This is a genomic window from Shewanella vaxholmensis (assembly GCF_031932135.1).
Taxonomy (GTDB): Bacteria; Pseudomonadota; Gammaproteobacteria; order Enterobacterales; family Shewanellaceae; genus Shewanella; species Shewanella hafniensis.
In genome coordinates this window covers 18,417-42,643 of record NZ_JAUOEV010000020.1, presented here as the reverse complement: position 1 = coordinate 42,643, position 24,227 = coordinate 18,417, and the positions used below count along the sequence as shown (strand labels likewise).

Sequence of the window (24,227 nt, the reverse complement as noted above, 5' to 3'; positions counted from 1 at the left end):
ACCCGATTAAGGAGCAGGCGTGAAACTGATTTATACCGATTCATTGGTGGTAGGTGCCGGACTTGCTGGCTTAAGGGTCGCCATCGCGTCCAAAGAACGTGGACTCGATACCTTAGTTCTGTCACTCATTCCTGCAAAACGTTCCCACTCTGCAGCTGCCCAAGGCGGCATGCAGGCGAGCTTAGGCAATACCGTAAAAGGCATGGGCGATGATGAAGACGTGCATTTTCAAGATACGGTAAAAGGTTCTGATTGGGGCTGCGATCAAGATGTCGCGCGGATGTTTGCTCACTGTGCACCTAAGGCGGTGCGTGAATTGGCGACGTGGGGCGTGCCTTGGTCGAGGGTGAGTGCTGGCCCAAGAGATGTGATCGTTAACGCGCAAAAAGTGACCTTGCATGAGGCGCAGGAAGCCCATGGACTAATTAACGCCCGTGACTTTGGCGGCACAAAAAAATGGCGCACTTGTTATACCGCCGACGGTACGGGTCACTCGCTGTTGTATGCCATGGATAATAAAGCAATTTCTATGGATATTCCCGTCCATGAACGTATCGAAGTGTTGGCACTTATTCACGATGGTAAGCGCTGCCATGGGGTAATCGCTCGCTGTTTGATTACGGGTGAACTCAGGGCTTATGTGGCTAAGTCCACCACCATCGCCACTGGCGGATATGGCCGAATTTATGAAGTGTCGACCAATGCGATTATCTGCGAAGGTATTGGCCAAGCGCTCGCGCTAGAAACCGGCGTTGCCACCCTTGGCAATATGGAAGCGGTACAATTCCATCCCACTGCTATCGTGCCCGTGGGCATTTTAACCACAGAAGGCTGCCGCGGTGACGGTGGCTTGCTGCGGGATAAAGACGGTTACCGCTTTATGCCAGACTATGAGCCCGATAAAAAAGAGTTGGCATCGCGGGATGTGGTATCGCGCCGCATGACAGAACACATACGGAAAGGGAAGGGCGTTGATAGCCCCTATGGACCGCATTTGTGGCTGGATATTACCCTTCTGGGTCGCAAGCACATCGAAACTAACCTTAGGGAAGTGCAGGAAATTTGTGAGAACTTCCTCGGTATCGATCCCGCTAAGGATTGGATCCCAGTACGGCCAACGCAGCATTATTCCATGGGCGGCATTCGAACCAATGCTACGGGTGAAAGCCCGCAGCTTAAAGGCTTGTTTAGCGTCGGCGAAGCGGCGTGTTGGGACATGCATGGTTTTAACCGTTTAGGCGGTAATTCGCTGGCCGAAACAGTGGTTGGCGGCATGATTATTGGTAAATATGTCGCCGATTTTTGTGAGAACAATAGCCTTGAGATCGACACTCAGCTTGCTGAACGGTTTATGCAGCAAGTGCAGAGTGAAATAGATCTGCTGATCGAGGGTGATGGTCACGAGAGCGCCTTTGCACTCAAACGCGAAATGCAGCGCATCATGATGGATTATGTGGGGATTTTCCGTAATGGCCCTGAGCTTGATAAAGCCGTCGCTGAACTTAAAGTGCTGCTCGAACGTTCGCGTAAACTTGGGCTTAAGTGTAAAAAGCGTCACGCCAATCCTGAGCTGGTCGAAGCCCTGCGGGTCAAGCGCATGCTAAAAGTCGCGCTGACTGTGGCCTGCGGCGCAGCGGCACGAACAGAGAGCCGTGGTGCCCATGCTCGAGAAGATTATCCACAGCGTAATGATCGCGATTGGCTAAATCGCACCTTAGCCAGTTGGCCCGATCCCGATGCGCTCGAACCTGTGCTTAATTACGAAGCGCTGGATGTAATGAAGATGGAGCTCCCGCCGGGTTATCGTGGTTATGGCATCAACAACGCCATAGTGCATCCCGATACCGAAAAACGTGAGCAACAGATTGCCAATATTCTAGCCGAGCTAGGTGACGATGCTGATCGTTATCAACGCCAGCGGGCGCTTATGCCCTTTGAATTACCCGAGAGCTTACAACCCAATAATGAACGTTTAAGTGATACTTTAAAAAGTCCATCTGCCAATGCGTTAGGAGAAAAATCATAATGAGCCAAGGTCGTCAGTTAACCTTTAATATCTTTCGTTATGATCCGCAGGAGCCAAACGATAAGCCGAAAATGGTGCGATATCAGCTCACTGAAACGCCGGGGATGACGGTCTTTATTGCCCTCAATAAACTCAGGGAAGAACAAGATACCTCGATGCAGTTCGACTTTGTTTGTCGTGCGGGTATTTGTGGCAGTTGCGCTATGGTGATTAACGGTTTCCCGACGTTAGCGTGTCGTACCTTAACCGCCAAATATCCTAAGGGCGAAATCACTCTAATGCCGCTGCCAGGCTTTGAGTTGATTGGCGACCTATCAGTCAATACCGGTAAGTTTATGCGGGAATTGGCCGAACGCTTAAAGCTGTGGTTACACCCTAAGGCCAATGACATCAGCGTGCATCGCCTCGAAGATCCAATGGTTCCAGACGAAGCTGCGCGCCTGTATGAGCTAGAGCGCTGCGTTGAGTGCGGCGTGTGTGTTTCAGCCTGTGCGACCAAACAAATGCGTGAAACCTTTGTCGGCGCCGTAGGCATGATGAAAATAGCCCGTTTCGAGATGGATAGCCGTGATGCGCGCAGTGCCGAGGATTTTTACCATGTGATTGGTAATCAGGATGGGGTGTTTGGTTGTATGACTTTACTCGGCTGCCAAGACAACTGTCCTAAGGATTTGCCACACATGCAGCAAATCGCCTATTTACGCCGCAAGATGGCCATGACTTTGATTTAATTCATTATGAAAAATGAAAAGCGCCAACGTGTTTGGCGCTTTTTATTGATTAACAGGCGTAGCTTTTATGGATGTCAGCTCGACTGATTAAGTCTGCCGTTTGGGCGACAAATGCTTGGAAATGCGCACTCGCCATATGTTCATCCAATGCCGCTTGGGATTGCCAAATTTCATACATCCAGAAGATATTTTCATCATCTAATGAGTGATGCAGTTTGTATTCGATGCAGCCAGCCTCGGTATGAGTGTCTGTCACGAGTTGCTTGAGTATCTTAAATAGCGCGTCGCTTTGGCCTTGATTCGCTATGATTTGGGCAAATACCGTTATTTTCATTGGTTAAAACCTTCCAAAACAATTTTACCTATGGCTTTGCCTGACTCAATCTGAGTGTGGGCCTTGATTAAGTTCTGAGCATTAATTGTGCCGTAGTGCTCGCCGAACGTACTCTCTAACTCGCCTGTATCGATAAGGGCGCTTAAGCGGTTGAGCAAGTGATGCTGGGCTACCATATCCTCGGTTTGATACAGGCTACGGGTAAACATCAGCTCCCAATGTAGTGACAGGCTCTTACGCTTGAGTTTCATCACATCTAATGGCCCTTTAGGATCATCGATTAACGCCAGTTTCCCTTGTGGCTTAAGCACTTGTACGATCTCATCGAAGTGTTGATCGGTTTGGGTCAAGCTAATCACATGGGTCACATCAGCAATGCCAATATTGGCAAGTTCGCCCGAGAGTGATTGAGTGTGGTCTATGACCGCATCGGCGCCGAGTTTTTGCACCCAAGCGGTGGATTCTGGGCGAGAAGCAGTGCCAATCACCTCTGCCCCTGTGAGTTTTACCGCCAGCTGAGTGATGATAGAGCCAACGCCGCCTGCCGCGCCGATAATTAAAATACGGGCGTCAGTTGCCGAACCATCTTGGGGTAGACCTAAGCGGTCGAATAGAATCTCCCATGCTGTAATTCCGGTTAAGGGTAATGCCGCCGCTTGGGCATAAGTTAAACTCTTAGGTTTATGGCCGACAATTCGCTCATCAACCAATTGATATTGGGCATAACTGCCGCTGCGGCTAATATCGCCCGCGTACCACACTTCATCGCCGACGTTGAAAAGACTGACGTTTTCGCCAACTGCTTTGACGACGCCGACGGCATCCCAGCCGATGATCTTATATTCGCCCACAGGTGCCGAGCTGGATGCGCGGATTTTAGTGTCGACCGGATTGACGGAAATAGCTTTGACTTCCACCAAGAGGTCAAAACCTGTTGCCGCCGGTTCGGCTAACGTGATGTCTTCTAATGCATTGGGTGCTGTGATTGCACCTGCAGTTTGGTAACCAATGGCTTTCATGTCTATTCCTCTGGGTGTACTGGCTGGAGTCGATCTGTTTGAGTGTACTTGTATCCTGTTGCCATTGTGTGGAATATTAGCTAAGAGATAAACAGGGTAAAGTTTGTAATTTTTTCAAAGGATTTTTGATAATCATGTTGATTAATGATTTAGCTTTGTTCGTGCGGGTCGCCGATTGTGGCAACATTTCTGCCGCTGCGGCCGAGATGGATATCTCCGCCGCTTCTGCCAGTGCCGCAATAAAACGGCTTGAAAAACAGCTCGATACTAGCTTATTTATCCGTACAACTCGCAGCTTACGTTTGACAGTACAAGGTGAGCGTTATCTTATTCATTGTCGTCGTGCTTTAAGCGATTTAGCGCTCGGCGAGCAAGCCATCGCCAGTGACAAAGGTAAGATATCCGGCACCTTAAGCCTGTCGGTTTCTTCGGATTTTGGCCGTAATCTGTTTGTGCCTTGGCTCGATGAGTTCTTGCTCGATTTCCCACAGCTGCAAGTGCGTTTGCATCTTGGCGATAATATCAGCAGCTTTTATCACGATAAAATTGATGTCGCGGTGCGTTACGGCAAACCGCAGGACTCAAACCAAGTGGCATTTCCGCTCTGCAGTGTTGATCGTGTCTTGTGCGCCTCGCCAGAATATTTGGCCGAGTTTGGTGTACCAGATTCATTAGAACAGCTGATAGAGCATAATTGTTTGTTTTATAAGTTAGATGAGCGAACTCACGACCAATGGCAATTTAGGCGTGACGGCCAAGAATATAAAGTGCGTGTCACGGGCAACCGTAGTGCTAACGATGCGGAAATAGCTCGTCGTTGGGCTGTGGCGGGTAAAGGATTGGTATTTAAGTCGAGTCTAGATCTGGCGGATGACTTAATTTCAGGGCGGTTAGTACGATTGTTGCCTGAGTATCAAGGTGAGCCAGTCGATTTGTACTTAGTGTGCCCAGGACGCGAGCATGTGACGCCTGTTGTCTTGTTGCTGCGGGAAATGCTGCGGCAGCGCACACAGGCTTTGAGTAAAAGCTTAGGTCAAATACTGGCAGTAAAAAATCTTAGGATTTAAGAAACAAAAAAGCCGCATGATGCGGCTTTTTTAGCGACTCGCGAAGATTAAGACTTAGCGCGTTTCATGGCGGTAAAGAATTCTTCGTTAGTCTTGGTCATAGCCAATTTGTCGATTAAGAATTCCATTGCGCTGACTTCATCCATAGGATTTAAAATCTTACGCAGGATCCACATTTTTTGCAGTTCTTCTTGAGTCGTGAGTTTTTCTTCACGACGCGTACCACTGCGATTGAAGTCAATGGCTGGGAACACACGCTTTTCTGCCGCTTTACGTGACAGATGCAGCTCTTGGTTACCTGTACCTTTAAATTCTTCGTAGATCACTTCGTCCATCTTAGAACCAGTATCAACCAAAGCAGTGGCGATAATGGTCAAGCTGCCGCCGTGTTCGATGTTACGTGCCGCACCGAAGAAGCGTTTTGGACGGTGCAGGGCGTTTGCATCCACACCACCGGTTAACACTTTGCCCGATGACGGGATAACAGTGTTATAGGCACGGGCTAGACGAGTAATAGAATCGAGTAGGATAACCACGTCTTTCTTGTGTTCAACCAAGCGTTTGGCTTTTTCAATCACCATTTCGGCAACTTGAACGTGACGGCTGGCTGGCTCATCGAAGGTTGATGCGATTACTTCACCTTTAACGAGGCGTTGCATCTCGGTTACTTCTTCTGGACGTTCGTCGATCAACAATACCATCAACACCACTTCTGGGTTGTTGTAGCTGATGCTTTGAGCAATACCTTGAAGTAATAGCGTTTTACCGGCTTTTGGTGGTGCAACGATCAAACCACGTTGACCTTTACCAATCGGTGAGCATAAATCCAGAATACGTGCGGTAATATCTTCAGTTGAGCCGTTGCCACGCTCCATACGCATACGTTCTTCTGCGTGGAGTGGGGTTAAGTTTTCAAAGAGGATTTTATTACGGGAGTTTTCTGGTTTATCGAAGTTAACTTCGTTGACTTTCAATAGGGCAAAATAACGCTCGCCTTCTTTCGGTGGGCGAATTTTACCAAAAATGGTATCACCCGTTCGCATGTTAAAGCGGCGAATTTGGCTTGGTGAGACATAGATGTCATCTGGACCAGCTAAATAAGAACCGTCTGAGCTGCGTAAGAAGCCGAAACCGTCTTGGAGTATTTCTAATACCCCACCACCGAAAATGTCTTCTCCACTTTTTGCGTGGGCTTTAAGGATTGAGAAAATAATGTCCTGCTTGCGAGCGCGGGCCATATTTTCGAGCTTCATATTTTCAGCTAGCGAGACTAGGTCAGAAATCGGCGTGTCTTTTAATTCAGTTAAGTTCATTTTGGGGGTCTTGTGTTACGCGACAAAGCTTACCGCGATCAATCAGTAAGGATGTAATTCAGGATAGTGATTGACGAGCGAGAAGAGGTTATTAGAAAGAATCTGGTTATTAAAGTAGCACTAACAAAGCGGGGCGTCCAGAAATTTAGGGAAATTCCGGCACAATTAATTTATAGCTTGTGCCGGAGGTCACTCATTACCACATCAAATTAGATTTGCGCGTCGATAAACTCTTTTAATTGCGTTTTTGATAGCGCACCAACTTTAGTTGCGGCTAATTCGCCGTTCTTGAATAACAGTAAAGTTGGGATGCCACGAACGCCATATTTCGCTGGAGAAACATTGTTTTGGTCAACGTTTAATTTTGCGATAGTCACGCGGCCTGCATATTCTTCAGACACATCGTCTAAAATTGGAGCGATCATTTTACAAGGACCACACCACTCGGCCCAGAAGTCTACCAATACTGGCAAATCAGACTTTAATACGTCGTTTTCGAAGCTGTCGTCACTCAGGTATATAATTTTATCGCTCATGATGTTCTCCAGTTTGGGTGCCATTGCTGGTTTGTTAATGGCTTACCATGTATATTGGGGCTGAAAAATAGCTTTTCAAGTTACCTTTTTACAATGTGGCTATTTCAAACGATCGAGTATCTTATTGCAACCTCAACAGGTAAGCTTGCGCTATGAGCGAAACACATCTATCTACCCAAAGGTTTGCCGACCTACCTCTACATCCTGAGGTTAAACAGGCCCTTGCCGAGAATGGCTTCGAATTTTGTACGCCGATCCAGGCGTTATCACTGCCTGTATTACTTCAATCAAAAGATATCGCTGGTCAAGCACAAACGGGCACTGGCAAGACAATGGCCTTTTTGGTCGCCACTTTTAATCACTTATTATCGACTCCCGTACCTGAAGGTCGACTGATTAATCAGCCCCGCGCCATCATTATGGCTCCGACTCGCGAACTGGCGATTCAGATTGCTAAAGATGCGATTTTACTCGCTAAACACACTCACTTAAAGGTGGGTATTGTTTATGGCGGCGAAAGTTACGATGTACAGCGTAAAGTATTAGATCAAGGTGTTGATATCTTGATTGGTACTACGGGTCGAATTATCGACTACGTTCGCCAAGGCATTATCGGTCTGAATTCGATTCAGGCTGTAGTATTAGATGAAGCCGATCGTATGTTCGATCTAGGTTTTATCAAAGATATCCGCTTCTTGTTTAGACGTATGCCTGAGGCAAATCAACGTCTTAATATGCTATTTTCGGCAACCTTGTCGATGAAAGTGCAAGAGCTGGCTTACGATCATATGAACGAGCCAGTTAAAGTCGAAATCGCCCCTGAAGAAAAAACCTCTAAAAACATCAAAGAAGAAATCTTCTATCCTTCGCAAGAAGAGAAGATGCGTTTGTTGCTGACCTTGATTGAAGAAGATTGGCCAGAAAAGGCCATCGTTTTCTCTAACACTAAGCACAGCTGTGAAACGCTTTGGTCTTGGCTTGAAGGTGATGGACATCGCGTGGGTTTGTTAACGGGTGATGTGCCACAGAAAAAACGTATTCGTATTCTTGAGCAGTTTACCAGTGGTCAATTAGATATATTGGTTGCTACCGATGTTGCGGCTCGCGGTTTACATATTTCTGACGTTTCACACGTGTATAACTATGATTTACCTGATGATTGTGAAGACTATGTGCACCGAATCGGTCGTACGGGTCGTGCGGGTAATAAGGGCATGTCGATAAGCTTTGCCTGTGAAGAGTACGCGTTGAACTTGCCAGCAATCGAAAGCTATATTAATCATTCAATTCCAGTGAGTAATTACGACAGTGAAGCTTTATTGGCCGATATTCCAACGCCAGCGAAGATCCACCGTAAACACCCGAGCGGCACTCGAAACCTGCGTGATCGTTCTGGGACAAGTCGTCCAGGTGCGCAACGCAGTGGTGCTCGCCCTCCTCGTCATGATAGGACACGTAGACATTCGTAAATGCCAACACCCGCTTATGCCGCTATAACATTAGGCTCAAACAGTTTTAATATGCTGATCGCCAAAACTCGTGGTGGTCAGCCGCATATTATTGCGAAATATAAACGCAAGGTGAGGCTCGCCGAAGGTATAGGCGACGATGGCAACTTAAGCCATGACGTGATGCAGCGCGGCCTCGACTGTTTGAGTATGTTTGCCCAAATGTTGGTGCAACATAAGATTGAAGCAAATCATGTTGCTGTGATTGCTACTGCAACCCTTCGCAGTATCAGTAATGCCGATGAGTTTAATCGGCGTGCATTGCCACTCCTTGGTCATCCAATTGAAATCATCTCAGGCATGCGTGAAGCTGAGCTTATCTATCAAGGCATGGTGGCAACCACCTGTGGTCAAGGGCGCCGTTTAGTGATAGATATCGGCGGGGCGAGTACTGAGTTTATTATCGGTGATGGGCATCAAGTGTTGTTCAAAACCAGTTTGCCCTTTGGTAGCGTGACTTATAATCGCCAATTTTTTAGTAGCTTACCGCTGCAGCAGTTAGATTTTGATGATGCTAAGCAGCAAGTGCTAACCGCATTAGCTGAGCATAGACAAACACTGCGCGATCTAGGCTGGCATTGTGTTGTTGGCGCCTCTGGCGCGGTGCAATCTGTGGTTGAAGTCCTGCTTCACCGTGGCTTATCTGAAACGATAACGCTCGATGTGCTCACTCTGCTGAAGGCTGAAATTCTCGCACAAGAAGACATTGGCTTAACGGGGATCGCTGGGCTTTGTAGCGAGCGAGCACCGACTTTTGCAGCGGGTGTCGCTATTTTATTGGCTTTGTTTGAGTTGCTGGGGATAGAGCATTTAGCCTTATCTGGCGGCGCATTACGTGAAGGTGTTTTAGTGATGCTCGCGCAGCGAATTATTGACGAAGCGAGCTAATATTTTATTGAAACATGATAAAAACCAAAGGCCGCTATGCGGCCTTTATTGTGTACTGCGTCGCTTATTTCAATAAATCGGCGAGATCTTTCTCTAAGGAAACGGTTGGGCGCTCTACGATACGGCCAACTTCTTTACCTTGCTGTAGCACAATAAAGGTTGGAATACGGGTAAAGTCGTATTTGGCAGCTAAGCCTTCGGGATCTTTCTTCGTCCGGTCGACACCAATATAGGTCACTTTGATATTGGGATTGGCGACTTCTTCCATGATACGGATAAAGCGCGGTGTTTCACGGTGACAATCTGGACACCAAGTACCAATGATCACAATAATTTCAGTTGGTTCGGTGACGCTTTTAAGCGGAGTGATTGCCGCAGTGTCGACCTGGTAGCTTTTATACCCTTCGGCAAACTCATTGAGATCTGTGACTAAATGTTGTGCTTCGACTATGCCAGTTAAAATCACTTCTTGTTTCTCCTCGCTGCAGGTCGCAATTAAGCCCTGTTGTTGTTCTTCAAATCCACAGCCACCATTGGCTAGTACCTGACAACTAAAAAATAAGGCAGTAGTGGCTATTAATGCCTTAACGTTATTGTGCATGATGCGCCCTTAAAATCGAAGAGAAAGAATGAAGCTTGATTCAAACATTATTCTTGATGCGATTAAAGCGGATCATTGATTTGCTGCAAGCTAGATCACGCATTGCTAATATCTATAAGCTTAACGATCACAGGATTGCATGGTTTGCGGAGTTAAGACATTGAAAAAGCACATCCCCGAATTGCGATTCGGGGATAGAGCGCATTGAAATAATGAGGTAAATGGCTCGATTACTGAGCGAGAATTTTTTCTAAAATAGGCTTGTTAGCCTCGGGGAAGTCATAATTAATTAAATCGGCTTTAGTGACCCAAGCGATAAGCTGACCTTCGAGGCCTTGGGCTGTGCCGTTAAACTCAGTGACCGAATGGATATCGAGTAGCACTTGTTTATCGGGATAATCGAAACTCAGCGCCATAAATGGCTGACTATCGGTGACATCGAGTGCAACTTCCTCTTTGAGTTCACGGATCAGCGCTTGAGTGACCGTTTCGCCCGCCTCAACTTTGCCGCCAGGAAATTCCCATTTCCCACCTTGATGTAAATGGTCTGGGCGTTTTGCCAACAGAATTTCACCGGCCGAGTTAGTAATAATGCCGACGGCAACATGGATGCGTTTAGTCATAATATTTATCTATTGAGTAGAGAGTTGGGCAAATCAATCGCTGTGATGGCGTAAGCTGAGCTGTTAGCGCTTCGCATTATTCTTTAAAAAAATCGCCTTCATCGAGATCAAATTCATCAAAAGCTTCGGGATCAAATTCGGCTTTAACCGGAATGACATGCTTTTCTGATGCCCAATCGCCGAGGTCGATGAGCTTACAGCGCTCGCTGCAAAAAGGTTTAAATGCAGATTGTGGCACCCATTCGACAGGGGCTTTGCAGATAGGGCAGTTAACGGTCAATGGCATAATTGTTCTCTTGGTTAACGGCGATACAGCGGCCGCCAATACTAATGTCTTTCAGGCCATTAGTGTAAAGGCTTCATGCACAGGTAGCCAGTAAGAAATCAATCGAACGGTCGGAGTGGCGTTGTTGTTCAAACTGCACAAAATGGATTGCAAAACGGTTTTTATGGCCGCTAATCGTAGGATAACACCCGTGGGAGACATCGACTTTGACTCGCACCAAAGCAAGTGCTTGAGCACTGTCGCCCTGATAAAAACCTGCATGGGCAACGGCATTGTCGTAATGGGCTGTGCTGCGGGTAAGTTGGAGTAATAGTGTGATGGGGGTGAGTAAAGGTTCGAAATGCGCTATCCAAGTGCGATAGTCTTGCTGTTTTTCTTCCCAAGGCTTTGCTAGCCAATAATGCAATTGCGGCAGATCGAAGTTGCAGCAGGCGCCCGGCATGCCAAAGCGTTGTCTTAGTGCGGAAATGAATCTGTCTTGTTTTAGTTGGCTGCCGAAGCGGTCGGGCTTTTGCAACGGTTCGCGGGCTCGGGTGAGGGCGTTGATATAAAGGTCGATTTGCTGGTGGTCGACGTGATCTAATTCTTGCCATTTGCTCAGTTGCAGCAAGTGCCGCTCAATATCTTTTAATACTTCATTACGATAATCACAGCGTTCGGACAATTCACAGAGGGAAAACAGCGGATAAAAACATCTATGGTGGTGGTCATGATTTAGGTTACTTTGCAGCTGTTTATCGAGGTATTCGAGCCGCAAGTAGCTGCGAATTTTCTCGTTTAGGGGCTGTTCGTAAACTAATTCAGTCATGGGCGTTATCAGTACCAGAAAGTTGTAAATATCGCTGGTGCAATGCTAGCACCTCTCGTTTTAAGGTTGATATCTCTCCTTGATTATCAATAATGTCGTCGGCTCTAGCGAGTTTTTCGCTGCGACTACATTGGCTACTAATGATGTTATTAACTTGAGATGCATCAACATTGTCACGTTTTACGGTGCGATTTACTTGCAACTCAGGCGAAATATCCACCACTAAAGTCCGATTGACTAAACTATCTAACCCGTTCTCAAATAGCAAGGGTACGACCATAATTACATAGGCAGAGGTCGCTTTTTCTACCTGCGCTAGCATTTCTTGGCGGATCATGGGGTGTAATCGTTGGTTTAGCCATTCGCGCTCTTCTGGATGGCTAAATATCCGCTGCCGCAACTTGGCGCGATCGAGTTCACCCTCTGGTGTTAATATCTCAGCACCAAAATGAGTTACGATCGCTTCCAGTCCTTTTGAACCCGGAGCGACTACCTCGCGGGCAACGATATCGGCGTCGACTAAGGCAACCCCTTCGGCGGCGAACAAATTGGCAACAGTCGTTTTACCGCTGCCGATGCCGCCTGTAAGGCCAACGACAAATTTGGACATAAAACTCTCTTAAAAGCTATGAAGGGCGCTACGCTGCTAGGACGGACTTCGTCCTTACAGTCTACGGAACGGGCTTCGCCCTTACGGTAAGCGAAGCGTTCAGTGAGTGAGCTTGCGAACGTTCCGTTATCCTTAAGTGAAGCTTGTTCTATAACGTACTTAAGTACCAATCCACTATAGGTTGACCCCATATTAGGGCTATCCAGCCAGCTGCGGCAATATAGGGGCCAAATGGGATTGGATTCCCTTGTTTCAGGCGTTTACTGACAATCATAGTGATGCCAACGACTGCGCCAACGAGGGACGAAAGTAAAATCACCAGCGGCAGCATTTGCCAGCCAAGCCAAGCACCGAACACGGCGAGTAATTTAAAGTCGCCATAACCCATGCCTTCTTTACCTGTGAGGATTTTAAACAACCAGAAAATGGACCATAGACTCAAATAGCCTGCCGCCGCGCCGATAATGGCATCGGTTGGGCTCGCAAAGGTATGATTTAGATTGATTATCAAGCCGAGCCAAAGCAACGGTAGCGTCATTTGGTCGGGGAGCAACATCTCATCAAGATCGATACCTGTCAGTGCTACAAGCACAAAGGTGAGTATGCTCGCAAAAACAAACTGCCAGCTTGGACCAAAATGCCAAGCTAAAGTCGCGATAAGTAGCCCTGTGACGAATTCAATAATGGGGTAGCGGGCAGAAATAGGGGCGTGACAAGCGGCGCATTTTCCCTTGAGCATTAACCAGCCTAATAGGGGTAAATTATGCCAAGGTTTAATCGACGTTTTGCACTTAGGGCAGGCTGAGCCTGGGACAACAAGATTATACTTTTCAGGGAAGTCATCAATAGGTTTATTGAGTTGGTCAATCCCTATTTTTTTGACTATGTCTTCGTGGTATTCCTGCAAATACTGATTGCATTCTTGCTGCCATTCCCGTTTCATCATCACAGGAAATCTGTGGATCACCACATTTAAAAAACTACCAATGGTAGCGGAAAAAATAAAGCTTAAAGTAATAAAGAGCCAAGGACTCTGGTTTAGAGACTGGCTCAAAAGAGAGATAAATTCATTCATTAGCTGTTCTTGTTATTAACTTTTCTATTATTGAAGTGAAGCGTTAGCCTACGACATTTCCCATTTGGAAGATAGGTAGGTACATGCCTACAATCAAACCACCTACAAGTGTCCCGATAACCACCATCATAATAGGCTCTATCAGGCTTGATAAGCCATCAACGGCATCATCCACTTGCATTTCATAAATATTGGCGACTTTATTGAGCATATTATCCAGTGATCCAGACTCTTCACCTATCATCACCATTTGGATCAACATATCGGGAAATAGTCCAGTGGTGCGCATAGCCACGTTCATTTGCATGCCTGCCATCACTTCTTGGCGTACTTTGAGTAAGGCTTTACGATAAACCGCATTACCCGATGCGCCAGCGGCAGATTCCATACCATCGATTAAGGGGACGCCAGCGGCAAATGTCGTGGCTAAGGTGCGGGAAAAACGTGCCATGGCAGCTTTATGCAAAATATTACCGATAACGGGAATTTTGAGCACCAACTCATCGACTCTATCCCGAACGACTTGTGAGTTACGGTGGGCGCGTATAAACAACCAAATACTGATGACAATGGCGGCAAAGAATATATACCAAGAACTTTGTAAAAAACGTGATATGCCAATAATGAACTGGGTAAATGCAGGGAGTTCAGCACCAAAGCTATTAAAAATCTCTTCGAATTGCGGCACCACAAAGAGTAGTAGCAGTGTGGTCACTAAAATGGCCACCACGACTACGGCTGCGGGATAAAACATGGCTTTTTTAATTTTAGATTTCAGCTGCTCGGCTTTTTCCCTATAAGTGGCAATACGATCGAATACCGCATCGAGCGAGCCTGAATGCTCTCCTGCCGCGACAAGGTCGACATATAAGTCATCGAAGTAACGTCTATGAGGACGTAGCGAGTCTGAAAGTGGAATGCCCGATTGAATTTCTGATAGCACAGTGCCGAGTAGTTCGCGCATTTTTTGCTTTTCGTGACCCCGACCAAGCATTTCTATGGTGGTCACTAAAGGAACGCCTGCGGCTAACATAGTGGCGATTTGCCGAGTCACCATGGCGATGTCCATGGCCTTGATATCAGGATTGCGTGAGAATAATGGTGAGGCTTTTTTGCGGACAACCTTTGGGTTGACACCTTGCTGTTTAAGCTGACTTTTTATTTCGGCTACGGTAGTCCCCTTTAACTCTCCGCCAGTTTTTTTGCCATCACGATTGAGCCCCTTCCATTCGAAGGTATAAATTTTAGGTTGGCTCTTTTTGTCGTTCTTATTGGCGCGAGGCTTTTTTACTGTGGTTGCCGTAGCCATAATGTTTCCTAGATAATTCTTATTAAATTAAGGGGATAAGATTATTAATACAGACGTTAAGTATTAAGCATAAATATTGAAAGTGGTAGTTTTATTGCCCATTCTTTTGTATGGATATGGAGTTTAGTCGAAACTCGTGACTCGGTTGACTTCAGCAATACTCGTTACGCCATGGAGTACCTTTAATAATCCTGATTGCCGTAAATCTCGCATTCCTTGGGCTTTAGCTTGGGAGGCAATTTGCAAAGAATTACCACCCTCCATGATAGTACGCGCTATCTCATCGGACATCTTCATTACTTCGTAAATACCGACTCGGCCTTTGTAGCCGCCTGAACAATGTTCGCAACCAACAGGTTTAAAGGTGGTAAAGCCTTGAGTAATTTGTGCTTGGGCAAAGCCTAGGCGCAGTAATTCATGCTCTGGGATTACTTCCGCTTGTTTACATTCGGGGCATAGACGACGGGCTAAACGCTGGGCAATAATCAGATTCACAGAGCTAGCTATGTTGTAGCCAGGTACACCCATGTTGATTAAACGGGTTAAGGTTTCGGCTGCCGAGTTTGTGTGTAAGGTCGATAAGACTAAGTGTCCTGTTTGCGCCGCTTTAATGGCAATTTCGGCGGTTTCAAGATCGCGGATTTCACCCACCATCACCACATCGGGGTCTTGGCGTAGGAATGAACGTAAAGCAGAGGCGAAAGTGAGACCTGCTTTTAAATTAATGTGGACTTGGTTCACGCCTTCAAGGTTAATCTCAACCGGATCTTCTGCGGTAGAAATATTGCGCTCTTCGGTATTGAGAATATTTAACCCAGTATAGAGAGAGACGGTTTTACCTGAACCTGTAGGACCGGTCACTAAAATCATGCCTTGAGGTTTTGCTAACATTTCAAGGTAAAGTTTTTCTTGGTCGGGCTCGTAGCCGAGCTTTTCAATGCCTAATTGTGCGGAGGATGAGTCCAAAATCCGCATTACAATTTTTTCGCCCCACAGGGTTGGCAAAGTGCTTACCCGAAAGTCAATGGACTTAGTGCGGGAAAGTTTCATCTTAATACGGCCGTCTTGTGGTACGCGGCGTTCGGCAATATCGAGTTTCGACATCACTTTTAGCCGCGCTGATAAACGGCTGGCAAGGCTAACTGGGGGTTCTGATACTTCGTGCAGAATACCGTCAATGCGAAAACGAATACGGTAGCGCTTCTCGTAGGGTTCGAAGTGTAAATCCGAAGCACCCTTACGGATGGCATCGGTTAAAATTTTATTGATATAGATAACGATAGGCGCATCATCGCTACTATCGCCTGTAGGCTCTTCATGGCGCCTATCTGTATCGGTAATTTCAATCCCCGCTAGCGCCGCCTCATCCATGCTACTGATATCGAGCCCGCTGATATCTTCTTCAAGGATTTTTTCAAGCGCCTTAGCGAGTTTATCTTCTTCAACCAGAATGGCTTCGGCATGCAGGCCTGCGCTAAATTGGAAATCTTCGAGGGCGGCAATATTGGTCGGATCGGATGTGCCGATATAGAGGCGATTCCCACGTTTAAATAAGGGTAAGCAGCGATGTTTTTCAATCAGTTTTTTATTGAGGAAATCTTCTGGAATGGAGGCGAGATCAAATTCATTCAAATCCAATAACGGTGTGCCGTATTCTTCATAACATAGTTCCGCAATAGCGCGAGCAGAGATTAGTTTCTCTTGGACTAAGGTGCTCACTAGTCCATGTTTATTCTGACGGGATTTTGTGATGGCATTTGCCATTTGCTCTTCATTTAGCAGGCCCTTACGGATAAAGAGGGTAGATAAACCTAGATGAAGACCTGATGTTGGCATTACATGACCTTAGAAAAATGTAAGGTAGTATTAAGTCATACAATCTACCTTACATTTAAAAAACAAATTAAATGATTAACAAAGTCCAGCAGCTTCGCAAGTACCACCTTGATCCCATGTAACTGCTCCATTCGCTACCGTAGCAGTCAATGTATAGGTGACACTTCCTAATCCCACTGAAGATGTAGCTGTTATTACACCATCTGCCATGTTGACGCCTGCAACATGATCTCCATTAGAGTCAACAACTGCTACTGGAATTCCAAATGCTCCAGCATCTAAATCATCAACTGTGAGTGCAGCCCCTGCATTGTCTTTAGTTTGAACCGCAACTTCTGCTGATGTCTTAAAAATCGTAGCAGCTTGAATTACTTCAGTAAACTTAGCTTTGTCCGTATATGTTTTGTATGCTGGCAGTGCAATTGCTGCCAAAATACCGATAATGGCAACTACGATCATCAGTTCGATCAGAGTAAAACCCTGAGCTTTTTTATTTAATGCTTTGTTTAAATTCATGGCCTTCATTTTTCTCTCCAGCTAACTATTTAGTGACTTGCTATGGTTGCAGTAAGGGTTGAATAGAGTGTTTAACCTAATCACTGTTCTACCCTATAAATTATTTTGTTCCGTTAAACTCTATTTACTCATTTATGTTAATAAAATCACTTGCATGATCTTGATAACATTAACAGTACACCGATGATCTTGAATGACCCATGTGTAATGACTCATGCTGATTTATTCAAAGTCACGTTCATTTTACGAAGCTAATGATTTTTTGAATAAATCCTTTCGGTAACCGCACCTTAGGCTAATGTCCCTCAAAATGTGCTCCTCAAAAACGCAAATTAGAGTGCTTTGACAAACATTCCAGTGCTGACCTTAGGTGAGGTTGACCAAACGGCCATCTCGCCTTGGTAAAAGTTAGTACAAAGTTAAGATAAAAGAAACAACTTTTAAGTATAAAGTACTAATAAAGTGTTATTTTTGTATAAAAACTTGGCTTGTTGGTATGTTAGGTTATAACAAACTTTTGACATTATCAGTTTGGCTGGCACCTAAACTGGCCGAGTCAAATTGCTGGCATGTTAGCGTGATGAGTCTGGGGTTGATGGTGATGGTGCGTGATGGTGCGCTTGTATAGTAACAGGCATAACTTAGAGGCTAGCCTCGGGAACTCAGAAGAAATGTATCGGATCTAGAATAGGTTAAAAGTGAAACGTTCTGAGGTGTTTTCAGCGAACGTTTCACCTTCTAGGGAATGAGTGTTTAGGCTTTCAATCTAAGCGATAAGTCTAGGGCGCGAACATGCTTAGTGAGTGCACCAACTGAGATATAGTCGACACCGGTTTTGGCGAATTCGGCTAGAGTATCTAAGGTGACATTGCCGGAGACTTCAAGCTTAGCGCCCTTTGCTTTGTCTTTAGCTCGATATTGATTATTCATCTCTACGGCTTCGACCATCATAGTGATATCAAAGTTATCTAACATGATGATATCTGTGCCAGAGTCGAGTGCTAAGGCGAGCTCTTCGAGTGACTCAACTTCGACTTCAACGGGTTTATTCGGGTACAAGCTGCGGGCGGTATCTACGGCTTGGCGAATACCGCCACAGGCCATAATGTGGTTTTCTTTAATCAAAAAAGCATCATATAAACCAATACGATGGTTTTTGCCGCCACCGCAGGTGACGGCATATTTCTGGGCAGTGCGCAGACCTGGAATGGTTTTGCGAGTATCTAATAGGTGAGTGTGCGTGCCCACCAGTTTATCGACATAATGCTTAGTTAAGGTCGCAACGCCAGACAGGGTTTGGATGAAATTCATTGCCGTGCGTTCGCCAGTGAGAATAGCACGCGCAGGACCTGATAATTCACACAGTAACTGGTTGGGTAATACCAAATCGCCATCATCCACATGCCAATGCAGTGCGACTTCCCCACCGAGTTGATTAAAAACCTGCTCTGCCCATGCTTTTCCACAAAAAACGCCTTCTTCACGGGTAATAAGAGTGGCTTCAGCGTACTTATCAGCAGGGATCAACATTGCTGTGATATCACCATAAGCAATAGCCTTGGTTTGATCGTTGATTTCGGTGCCACCTAAGTCTTCACTTAGGGCGGATTTTACTGACTGGCGAATATCGTTTTCTAACATGAGCGGGGTCCTTGCATTCTTTAATTACTGACGACCTACTTGCATCTTAGGTTAAGATTACCACGGCCTTAGGTCTCACGGAACAACGTGGAGGAATGTGCGGCAGGACTCAACCTCTGGCTTATTTAATTTGGGAGTGAATGGCTTGCTCCATGATCTCAATATTAAAAGATGATGAGGTCAGTCAGTTCCGTGTGCTGGGTTTCTTCTTTGCTTGGCTGAATACTGTTAGAGTAACTCAGTTTATGTGGCATAGAGGATAAGCTCATAATGCGGTTTGAATTGGGTTGGTGTGAGGGTGCAAGGCGTTGTGAGTCACCACATTTTAATCAACGTCCCTTGGGTGAAGTGAGTTTGTTGGTGATCCACAATATTAGCCTGCCAGCAGGTTGCTTTGGATTACCTTATATTGATCAATTATTTCAAGGGTGCTTAGATACCAATGCCGATGCCAGTTTTGCACAGCTGCTGGGCTTGGAAGTATCGGCGCACTTTTTGATCCGCCGTAATGGCGAGCGTGTGCAGTACGTGAGTTGTAACGACAGGGCTTGGCATGCAGGGCTTTCTCGTTATGGCGAGAGAGAGAATTGTAATGATTTTTCCATTGGTATTGAACTGGAAGGCACAGATACTGAGCCTTACACACCTGAGCAATATCAGTCACTGACAGCGTTGACGCAAGCACTGTTGGCTGAGTATCCATCGCTGAGTACCGAACGAATTGTGGGTCATTGTGATATTGCGCCAATGCGCAAAACAGACCCTGGACAAAGTTTTGATTGGGAAAGATATTTAGGGAAGCTAAAGGAATATACTCAGGCGTTGCGCTCTTAGGTTTTTGGATTTTAGACGTATTTCACACAAACCTAGACTATTTATGGACAAATTATAGAGGTACAGCCCATGGCATTATTTTCACTCTTGGTCGCCATTTTAGTGGAGCGACTTAAATTTCTTCCTTCATCATGGCAATTTGATCGTTTACTGCAGTCCTACCAAACGACGTTTTTTGGTGATAAAGCCTCACTGACGAGCGTTATGATGGCGCTGGCGTTAGTGCTGCCAGCCCTGTTGGTGTATGTGTTGTCTTGGTTAGTGGCGGGGATGTTTTGGGGCTTATTAAGTTTAGCGCTATGGATTGTCGTAGCGGTGGTTTGTTTTAACCATCAGAAACAGCGTGATATTTTCAAGAAATATATGCAAGCGGCTTGTCGTTCTGACGTCCAAGCTTGTTACCATTATGCCGCCGAGCTTGATTGTAGCGAGTGTTTGGATGCGGTATCCGAGAAAGACCTTGGTGCCAAAGTGGGTCAAAGTGTCGCTTGGATTAACTATCGTTATTACGGCGCCGTTGCTTTGTTCTTCATTTTTCTGGGGCCAGTCGGTGCTGTGTTGTATTGCACAGTGCGTTTTTATGCCGAAGAAAATGCCCGTAAATCCCTTGAACTGCCATTAGTCAGCGAAGTGATTAGCGTGTTGGATTGGTTACCTAGCCGCATCTTTGCCTTTGGTTATGCGTTAAGTGGCCAATTTAGCGAAGGGTTAGCCGCATGGCGCCATCATGGTTTGACCATAAAAACCAGTGCTCGCACTGTCGTTGTTGAGACGGCATTAGCAGCGCAACCTTTACCTGAGGTCGCAAGTGCACCTATATGTGTACAGTCAACCTTAGCATTATTAGTACTGAGTAAACGCAACTTTACACTTATCGTCGCGGTACTATCACTGCTGACCATTTTGGGATTGGTGAGTTAAGCAATATCAGCGTCACAGCGATAGCTGAATTTGGCAGTCTGAGCTGAGATAGCTCAGCGCTGTCAAATGGTCTGACCCCATAGACATTTTTTTCCGCTATGCTCTCTCTTCGTGAGTGCTTTCGATCGAGATCGCTTTTAAGGAGTGATCTTCAATCTGGACATCAAAACGCTGATTTGATAAAGTGCGCTCACTCAAAAAAATTGGTAAGACCAATTTACAACGGAGCTGAGCGCCTGATGGCCTATAGTAAAATTAATCAGCCAAAAATTTCTGATGTGATTATGGCTCAATTAGAGCAGATGATCTTAGAGGGTAGTTTGCAGCCCGGTCAGAAGTTACCGCCTGAACGCGAACTGGCGATCCAGTTTGAAGTGTCTCGACCTTCTTTGCGTGAAGCTATCCAAAAGCTTGAGGCAAAAGGACTGTTAATGCGCCGCCAAGGCGGTGGTACTTATGTCAAAGAGCAACTCTGGCAGAGTCTTGCCGATCCTATCGTTGAACTTATGAATTCTGATCCAGAGAGTCAATACGACTTGCTGGAGTTCCGTCATGCTACCGAAGGTATGATGGCTTATTTTGCGGCGCTGCGTGGTACTGATGCCGATATGCAAAATATCAAACGTATGATCCTCGAGGTGGAAGCCGCCACAGATATCGAAAAACAAGCCGCCGCCATTGTGCGCTTTTATCGTGCCGTTGCCGAAGCGTCACATAACGTGGCTATGTTACACCTCGTTCTCAGTTTAACCCCTGTGCTGCATCAAAATGTGGCGCAAAACTTGGAGCTTTTAAGCCGCCGCGAAGAAGCTTCTACTATGGCTAACGATCACAGACGGGCCTTGCTCGCTGCCATCGTTCGTCGTGATCCCGAAGCCGCCAGAGAAGCCTCGAATGAACACTTAAGTTACATCGAAGAGGTGATGTTATCTGTGCGGGAAGAAGATAGCCGGTTGCAGCGAAGCTTGCGCCGTTTAAAGAGTGGCGCTTAAGTTCTGTAGTTTAGCTGCCTGCTAAATCGGAATATGCCGCAAACACCATTCATTATCATGTATATAGAGAAGGACAGTGTCATGTCTGAAGATATGCTACAAGACGTAGATCCATTAGAGACTCAGGAATGGGTTGATGCCCTGCAAGCCGTGTTGGAACAGGAAGGCCCAGAGCGCGCGCATTTTTTACTAGAGAAGCTGATCGATAAAGCGCGTCGTAATGGCACTCACTTGCCTTACAATGCCACAACGGCTTACTTGAACACTATCCCAGCGGGTCAAGAGCCTCACATGCCTGGCAACCAAGAGATGGAACGTCGCATTCGCGCCATCATCCGTTGGAACGCTTTGGCTATGGTTCTGCGTGGTTCTAAGAAAGATTTAGAGTTGGGCGGCCATATCTCAAGTTTCGCTTCAAGCGCGACTATCTATGACGTATGTTTTAACCACTTCTTCCGTGCACCGAATGAGAAAGACGGTGGCGATCTCGTGTATTTCCAAGGCCATATCGCCCCTGGTATTTATGCGCGTTCATTCCTAGAAGGTCGTTTAAGCGAAGAGCAACTGGCTAACTTCCGTCAAGAAGTGGATGGCAAGGGTCTGTCTTCATACCCACATCCAAAATTGATGCCGGATTACTGGCAGTTCCCAACGGTTTCTATGGGCTTAGGTCCAATTCAAGCCATCTATCAAGCTCGTTTCCTGAAATATCTGACTGACCGTGGTCTGAAAGATTGTTCAGCACAAACTGTTTACTGTTTCTTAGGTGACGGTGAGTGTGACGAGCCAGAAGCCTTAGGTGCGATCGGTTTAGCAGCCCGTGAAGAATTAGATAACTTAGTCTTCATCGTTAACTGTAACTTACAGCGTCTTGATGGCCCTGTACGTGGTAACGGTAAGATCATCCAAGAACTTGAAGGCGAATTCCGCGGCGCAGGCTGGGAAGTGGTGAAAGTGATTTGGGGTCGTTACTGGGATCCATTATTGGCCCGTGACACCAGCGGTAAACTACTGCAGTTAATGGAAGAAACCGTTGACGGTGAATACCAAAACTGTAAAGCCAAAGGTGGCGCTTATACGCGCGAACACTTCTTTGGTAAGTATCCTGAAACGGCCGAAATGGTCGCTAACATGTCAGATGATGACATTTGGCGCTTAAACCGTGGTGGTCATGATCCAGTTAAAGTTTACGCTGCACTGGAACATGCACAAAAAACCAAAGGCCGTCCAACGGTTATCCTCGCTAAAACCGTTAAAGGTTACGGCTTAGGTGATGCGGGTGAAGGTAAAAACATCGCTCACAACGTGAAGAAGATGGGCGTTGAGTCTATCCGTTACTTCCGCGATCGTTTCAATATCCCGATCCCAGATGACCAGTTAGAAGATCTGCCTTTCTATCACCCAGGTCCAGATTCTGAAGAAGTGAAGTACATGATGAGCCGTCGTGAAGCGCTGCATGGTAGCGTGCCACAACGTCGTCAAAAGTTCACTGAAGAGATGGAAGTGCCGTCACTGAAGATTTTTGATTCGATTTTACAGGGCTCAAACGGCCGTGAAATTTCATCGACTATGGCATTCGTTCGCGTGCTGACAGCATTGCTGAAAGACAAGAAAATTGGCAAAAACATTGTGCCAATTATTCCTGACGAAGCCCGTACTTTCGGTATGGAAGGTCTGTTCCGTCAAGTGGGTATTTATGCTCACGAAGGCCAAAAATACGTACCGCAAGACTCTGACCAAGTGGCTTATTATCGTGAAGATAAAACCGGTCAAGTATTGCAAGAAGGGATTAACGAACTCGGTGCTATGTCTTCATGGGTATCGGCAGCGACAAGCTACTCTGTCAACGATACACCTATGATCCCGTTCTACATCTACTACTCAATGTTCGGTTTCCAACGTATTGGCGACATGGCTTGGGCAGCGGGTGATATGCGTGCTCGTGGTTTCTTAGTCGGTGGTACTTCAGGTCGTACAACGCTTAACGGCGAAGGTTTACAGCATCAAGATGGTCACAGCCACGTATTGGCGAACACTATCCCTAACTGTATTTCTTACGATCCAACCTACGGCTACGAAATTGCCGTTGTGGTACAAGATGGTATCCGTCGTATGTACGGCGAGAATCAAGAAGATATCTTCTACTACTTGACCACAATGAACGAAAACTATGAGCAACCAGCCATGCCAGAAGGCGCGGAAGTGGGCATAGTGAAAGGTATCTACAAATTAGAAACGGTTGCGGGCTCAGGTAAAGGCAAAGTTCAGTTAATGAGCTGTGGCACTATCCTTGAACAAACCCGTAAAGCGGCGCAAGCACTGGCGAAAGACTTCGGTATTACTGCCGACGTATTTAGCGTAACTAGCTTCAACGAATTGACTCGCGATGGTCAAGCCGCTGAACGTTGGAACATGCTGCACCCAACCGAAACGCCAAAACAAGCCTATATCAGCCAAGTGATTTCAAGTGATGCACCTGCAATCGTAGCGACTGACTATATGAAGATTTACGGCGAACAGTTACGTGCTTATATTCCTACCGATTACAAAGTGTTAGGTACTGACGGTTTCGGTCGTTCAGACAGCCGCGAGAATCTACGTCACCACTTCGAAGTGGACGCTAAGTTCATCGTTATTGCGGCACTGAAATCACTGGTTGATCGCAAAGAGCTGCCTGTCGATGTGTTAGCAAAAGCCATTAAAGAATATGGTATCGACGCTGACAAGATCAATCCACAGTACGCGTAAGAGGC

The 24,227-nt window shown here is 46.2% G+C and carries 23 protein-coding genes; 9 read left to right on the top strand and 14 right to left on the bottom strand.

All coding sequences use genetic code 11. The features are described from left to right. The first annotated feature begins 19 nt into the window (after positions 1–19). Both Q4Q46_RS16220 and Q4Q46_RS16215 read left to right on the top strand, forming a co-directional pair. Positions 20–2,026, top strand: coding sequence for a fumarate reductase flavoprotein subunit (locus tag Q4Q46_RS16220; RefSeq protein ID WP_311906479.1), 2,007 nt, complete (start codon positions 20–22; stop codon positions 2,024–2,026). Then, positions 2,026–2,757: a fumarate reductase iron-sulfur subunit gene (locus tag Q4Q46_RS16215; RefSeq protein ID WP_311906478.1), complete on the top strand. Its 732-nt coding sequence runs from the start codon at positions 2,026–2,028 to the stop codon at positions 2,755–2,757. The genes Q4Q46_RS16220 and Q4Q46_RS16215 overlap by 1 nt, the downstream gene beginning before the upstream one ends. A gap of 49 nt (positions 2,758–2,806) precedes the next feature. On the opposite strand, the gene Q4Q46_RS16210 is transcribed toward Q4Q46_RS16215, so the two are convergent. Continuing rightward, positions 2,807–3,091, bottom strand: coding sequence for a putative quinol monooxygenase (locus Q4Q46_RS16210; RefSeq protein ID WP_006084381.1), 285 nt, complete (start codon positions 3,089–3,091; stop codon positions 2,807–2,809). Continuing rightward, positions 3,088–4,110: a zinc-binding alcohol dehydrogenase family protein gene (locus tag Q4Q46_RS16205; protein ID WP_311906477.1), complete on the bottom strand. Its 1,023-nt coding sequence runs from the start codon at positions 4,108–4,110 to the stop codon at positions 3,088–3,090. The genes Q4Q46_RS16210 and Q4Q46_RS16205 overlap by 4 nt, the downstream gene beginning before the upstream one ends. Before the next feature lie 134 nt (positions 4,111–4,244). On the opposite strand from Q4Q46_RS16205, the gene Q4Q46_RS16200 reads away from it, so the two are divergent. Next, on the top strand, positions 4,245–5,177 hold the full coding sequence (locus Q4Q46_RS16200) for a LysR family transcriptional regulator (protein WP_311906476.1): 933 nt from the start codon (positions 4,245–4,247) through the stop codon (positions 5,175–5,177). 47 nt (positions 5,178–5,224) lie between these two features. Here Q4Q46_RS16200 and rho read toward each other — a convergent pair whose 3' ends face one another. After that, positions 5,225–6,490 (bottom strand): transcription termination factor Rho, encoded by a 1,266-nt coding sequence (gene rho, locus Q4Q46_RS16195; protein ID WP_006083361.1) that lies wholly within the window; start codon positions 6,488–6,490, stop codon positions 5,225–5,227. A gap of 209 nt (positions 6,491–6,699) precedes the next feature. Further along, positions 6,700–7,026, bottom strand: a complete 327-nt coding sequence (gene trxA / locus Q4Q46_RS16190; protein WP_006083360.1) for a thioredoxin TrxA — start codon at positions 7,024–7,026, stop codon at positions 6,700–6,702. 152 nt (positions 7,027–7,178) lie between these two features. On the opposite strand from trxA, the gene rhlB reads away from it, so the two are divergent. Both rhlB and Q4Q46_RS16180 read left to right on the top strand, forming a co-directional pair. Further along, positions 7,179–8,495 (top strand): ATP-dependent RNA helicase RhlB, encoded by a 1,317-nt coding sequence (rhlB, locus tag Q4Q46_RS16185; protein ID WP_006083359.1) that lies wholly within the window; start codon positions 7,179–7,181, stop codon positions 8,493–8,495. Continuing rightward, on the top strand, positions 8,496–9,422 hold the full coding sequence (locus Q4Q46_RS16180; protein WP_006084375.1) for a Ppx/GppA phosphatase family protein: 927 nt from the start codon (positions 8,496–8,498) through the stop codon (positions 9,420–9,422). A 64-nt stretch (positions 9,423–9,486) separates the two neighbouring features. Here the strand turns inward: Q4Q46_RS16180 and Q4Q46_RS16175 are convergent, their stop codons facing one another. From Q4Q46_RS16175 to nadC, 10 genes are all read right to left on the bottom strand, one after another. Beyond that, complete coding sequence (locus Q4Q46_RS16175; protein ID WP_311906475.1) at positions 9,487–10,023, bottom strand: thioredoxin family protein; 537 nt, start codon at positions 10,021–10,023, stop codon at positions 9,487–9,489. Positions 10,024–10,253: 230 nt separating this feature from the next. Beyond that, entirely contained in the window at positions 10,254–10,646 is a 393-nt protein-coding gene (gene mutT, locus Q4Q46_RS16170) for an 8-oxo-dGTP diphosphatase MutT (RefSeq protein WP_107402786.1), read from the bottom strand. A 76-nt stretch (positions 10,647–10,722) separates the two neighbouring features. Then, positions 10,723–10,932, bottom strand: coding sequence for a DNA gyrase inhibitor YacG (gene yacG / locus Q4Q46_RS16165; RefSeq protein WP_006083355.1), 210 nt, complete (start codon positions 10,930–10,932; stop codon positions 10,723–10,725). 73 nt (positions 10,933–11,005) lie between these two features. Then, positions 11,006–11,740: a cell division protein ZapD gene (gene zapD / locus Q4Q46_RS16160; RefSeq protein WP_311906474.1), complete on the bottom strand. Its 735-nt coding sequence runs from the start codon at positions 11,738–11,740 to the stop codon at positions 11,006–11,008. Next, positions 11,733–12,350, bottom strand: a complete 618-nt coding sequence (coaE, locus tag Q4Q46_RS16155; RefSeq protein ID WP_311906473.1) for a dephospho-CoA kinase — start codon at positions 12,348–12,350, stop codon at positions 11,733–11,735. Before coaE ends, zapD begins: the two co-directional genes overlap by 8 nt. A gap of 148 nt (positions 12,351–12,498) precedes the next feature. Then, a complete protein-coding gene (locus tag Q4Q46_RS16150) occupies positions 12,499–13,425 on the bottom strand; it encodes a prepilin peptidase (protein ID WP_311906472.1) in 927 nt (308 codons plus the stop codon). A gap of 43 nt (positions 13,426–13,468) precedes the next feature. Further along, positions 13,469–14,734 (bottom strand): type II secretion system F family protein, encoded by a 1,266-nt coding sequence (locus Q4Q46_RS16145; RefSeq protein ID WP_311906471.1) that lies wholly within the window; start codon positions 14,732–14,734, stop codon positions 13,469–13,471. A 123-nt stretch (positions 14,735–14,857) separates the two neighbouring features. Continuing rightward, a complete protein-coding gene (gene pilB / locus Q4Q46_RS16140; protein WP_311906470.1) occupies positions 14,858–16,570 on the bottom strand; it encodes a type IV-A pilus assembly ATPase PilB in 1,713 nt (570 codons plus the stop codon). A 75-nt stretch (positions 16,571–16,645) separates the two neighbouring features. After that, on the bottom strand, positions 16,646–17,095 hold the full coding sequence (locus Q4Q46_RS16135; protein WP_311906469.1) for a pilin: 450 nt from the start codon (positions 17,093–17,095) through the stop codon (positions 16,646–16,648). A 744-nt stretch (positions 17,096–17,839) separates the two neighbouring features. Then, a complete protein-coding gene (gene nadC / locus Q4Q46_RS16130; RefSeq protein WP_311906468.1) occupies positions 17,840–18,727 on the bottom strand; it encodes a carboxylating nicotinate-nucleotide diphosphorylase in 888 nt (295 codons plus the stop codon). A gap of 270 nt (positions 18,728–18,997) precedes the next feature. Here nadC and ampD point away from each other — a divergent pair, with 270 nt between their 5' ends. From ampD to aceE, 4 genes are all read left to right on the top strand, one after another. Further along, a complete protein-coding gene (gene ampD, locus Q4Q46_RS16125; protein ID WP_311906467.1) occupies positions 18,998–19,561 on the top strand; it encodes a 1,6-anhydro-N-acetylmuramyl-L-alanine amidase AmpD in 564 nt (187 codons plus the stop codon). A 69-nt stretch (positions 19,562–19,630) separates the two neighbouring features. Then, positions 19,631–20,482: a beta-lactamase regulator AmpE gene (gene ampE / locus Q4Q46_RS16120; RefSeq protein WP_311906466.1), complete on the top strand. Its 852-nt coding sequence runs from the start codon at positions 19,631–19,633 to the stop codon at positions 20,480–20,482. Between the two features lie 239 nt (positions 20,483–20,721). After that, the gene (pdhR, locus tag Q4Q46_RS16115; RefSeq protein ID WP_006083345.1) at positions 20,722–21,474 is read left to right on the top strand and encodes a pyruvate dehydrogenase complex transcriptional repressor PdhR; all 753 of its coding nucleotides are present in this window, start codon (positions 20,722–20,724) and stop codon (positions 21,472–21,474) included. Between the two features lie 81 nt (positions 21,475–21,555). Then, positions 21,556–24,222 carry a pyruvate dehydrogenase (acetyl-transferring), homodimeric type gene (gene aceE, locus Q4Q46_RS16110; RefSeq protein WP_006083344.1) on the top strand — a complete coding sequence of 889 codons (2,667 nt, stop codon included), beginning with the start codon at positions 21,556–21,558 and terminating at the stop codon, positions 24,220–24,222. The last annotated feature ends 5 nt before the right edge of the window (positions 24,223–24,227 follow it).

Coding starts and splice junctions, on each gene's coding strand:
- Q4Q46_RS16150 (WP_311906472.1), bottom strand. CDS start 13,425: ATGAATGAATTTATCTCTCTTTTGAGCCAGTCTCTAAACCAGAGTCCT.
- zapD (WP_311906474.1), bottom strand. CDS start 11,740: ATGACTGAATTAGTTTACGAACAGCCCCTAAACGAGAAAATTCGCAGC.
- pilB (WP_311906470.1), bottom strand. CDS start 16,570: ATGCCAACATCAGGTCTTCATCTAGGTTTATCTACCCTCTTTATCCGT.
- ampE (WP_311906466.1), top strand. CDS start 19,631: ATGGCATTATTTTCACTCTTGGTCGCCATTTTAGTGGAGCGACTTAAA.
- rho (WP_006083361.1), bottom strand. CDS start 6,490: ATGAACTTAACTGAATTAAAAGACACGCCGATTTCTGACCTAGTCTCG.
- Q4Q46_RS16215 (WP_311906478.1), top strand. CDS start 2,026: ATGAGCCAAGGTCGTCAGTTAACCTTTAATATCTTTCGTTATGATCCG.
- trxA (WP_006083360.1), bottom strand. CDS start 7,026: ATGAGCGATAAAATTATATACCTGAGTGACGACAGCTTCGAAAACGAC.
- ampD (WP_311906467.1), top strand. CDS start 18,998: ATGCGGTTTGAATTGGGTTGGTGTGAGGGTGCAAGGCGTTGTGAGTCA.
- rhlB (WP_006083359.1), top strand. CDS start 7,179: ATGAGCGAAACACATCTATCTACCCAAAGGTTTGCCGACCTACCTCTA.
- mutT (WP_107402786.1), bottom strand. CDS start 10,646: ATGACTAAACGCATCCATGTTGCCGTCGGCATTATTACTAACTCGGCC.
- Q4Q46_RS16205 (WP_311906477.1), bottom strand. CDS start 4,110: ATGAAAGCCATTGGTTACCAAACTGCAGGTGCAATCACAGCACCCAAT.
- Q4Q46_RS16145 (WP_311906471.1), bottom strand. CDS start 14,734: ATGGCTACGGCAACCACAGTAAAAAAGCCTCGCGCCAATAAGAACGAC.
- yacG (WP_006083355.1), bottom strand. CDS start 10,932: ATGCCATTGACCGTTAACTGCCCTATCTGCAAAGCCCCTGTCGAATGG.
- Q4Q46_RS16135 (WP_311906469.1), bottom strand. CDS start 17,095: ATGAAGGCCATGAATTTAAACAAAGCATTAAATAAAAAAGCTCAGGGT.
- Q4Q46_RS16175 (WP_311906475.1), bottom strand. CDS start 10,023: ATGCACAATAACGTTAAGGCATTAATAGCCACTACTGCCTTATTTTTT.
- Q4Q46_RS16180 (WP_006084375.1), top strand. CDS start 8,496: ATGCCAACACCCGCTTATGCCGCTATAACATTAGGCTCAAACAGTTTT.
- pdhR (WP_006083345.1), top strand. CDS start 20,722: ATGGCCTATAGTAAAATTAATCAGCCAAAAATTTCTGATGTGATTATG.
- coaE (WP_311906473.1), bottom strand. CDS start 12,350: ATGTCCAAATTTGTCGTTGGCCTTACAGGCGGCATCGGCAGCGGTAAA.
- aceE (WP_006083344.1), top strand. CDS start 21,556: ATGTCTGAAGATATGCTACAAGACGTAGATCCATTAGAGACTCAGGAA.
- Q4Q46_RS16200 (WP_311906476.1), top strand. CDS start 4,245: ATGTTGATTAATGATTTAGCTTTGTTCGTGCGGGTCGCCGATTGTGGC.
- Q4Q46_RS16210 (WP_006084381.1), bottom strand. CDS start 3,091: ATGAAAATAACGGTATTTGCCCAAATCATAGCGAATCAAGGCCAAAGC.
- nadC (WP_311906468.1), bottom strand. CDS start 18,727: ATGTTAGAAAACGATATTCGCCAGTCAGTAAAATCCGCCCTAAGTGAA.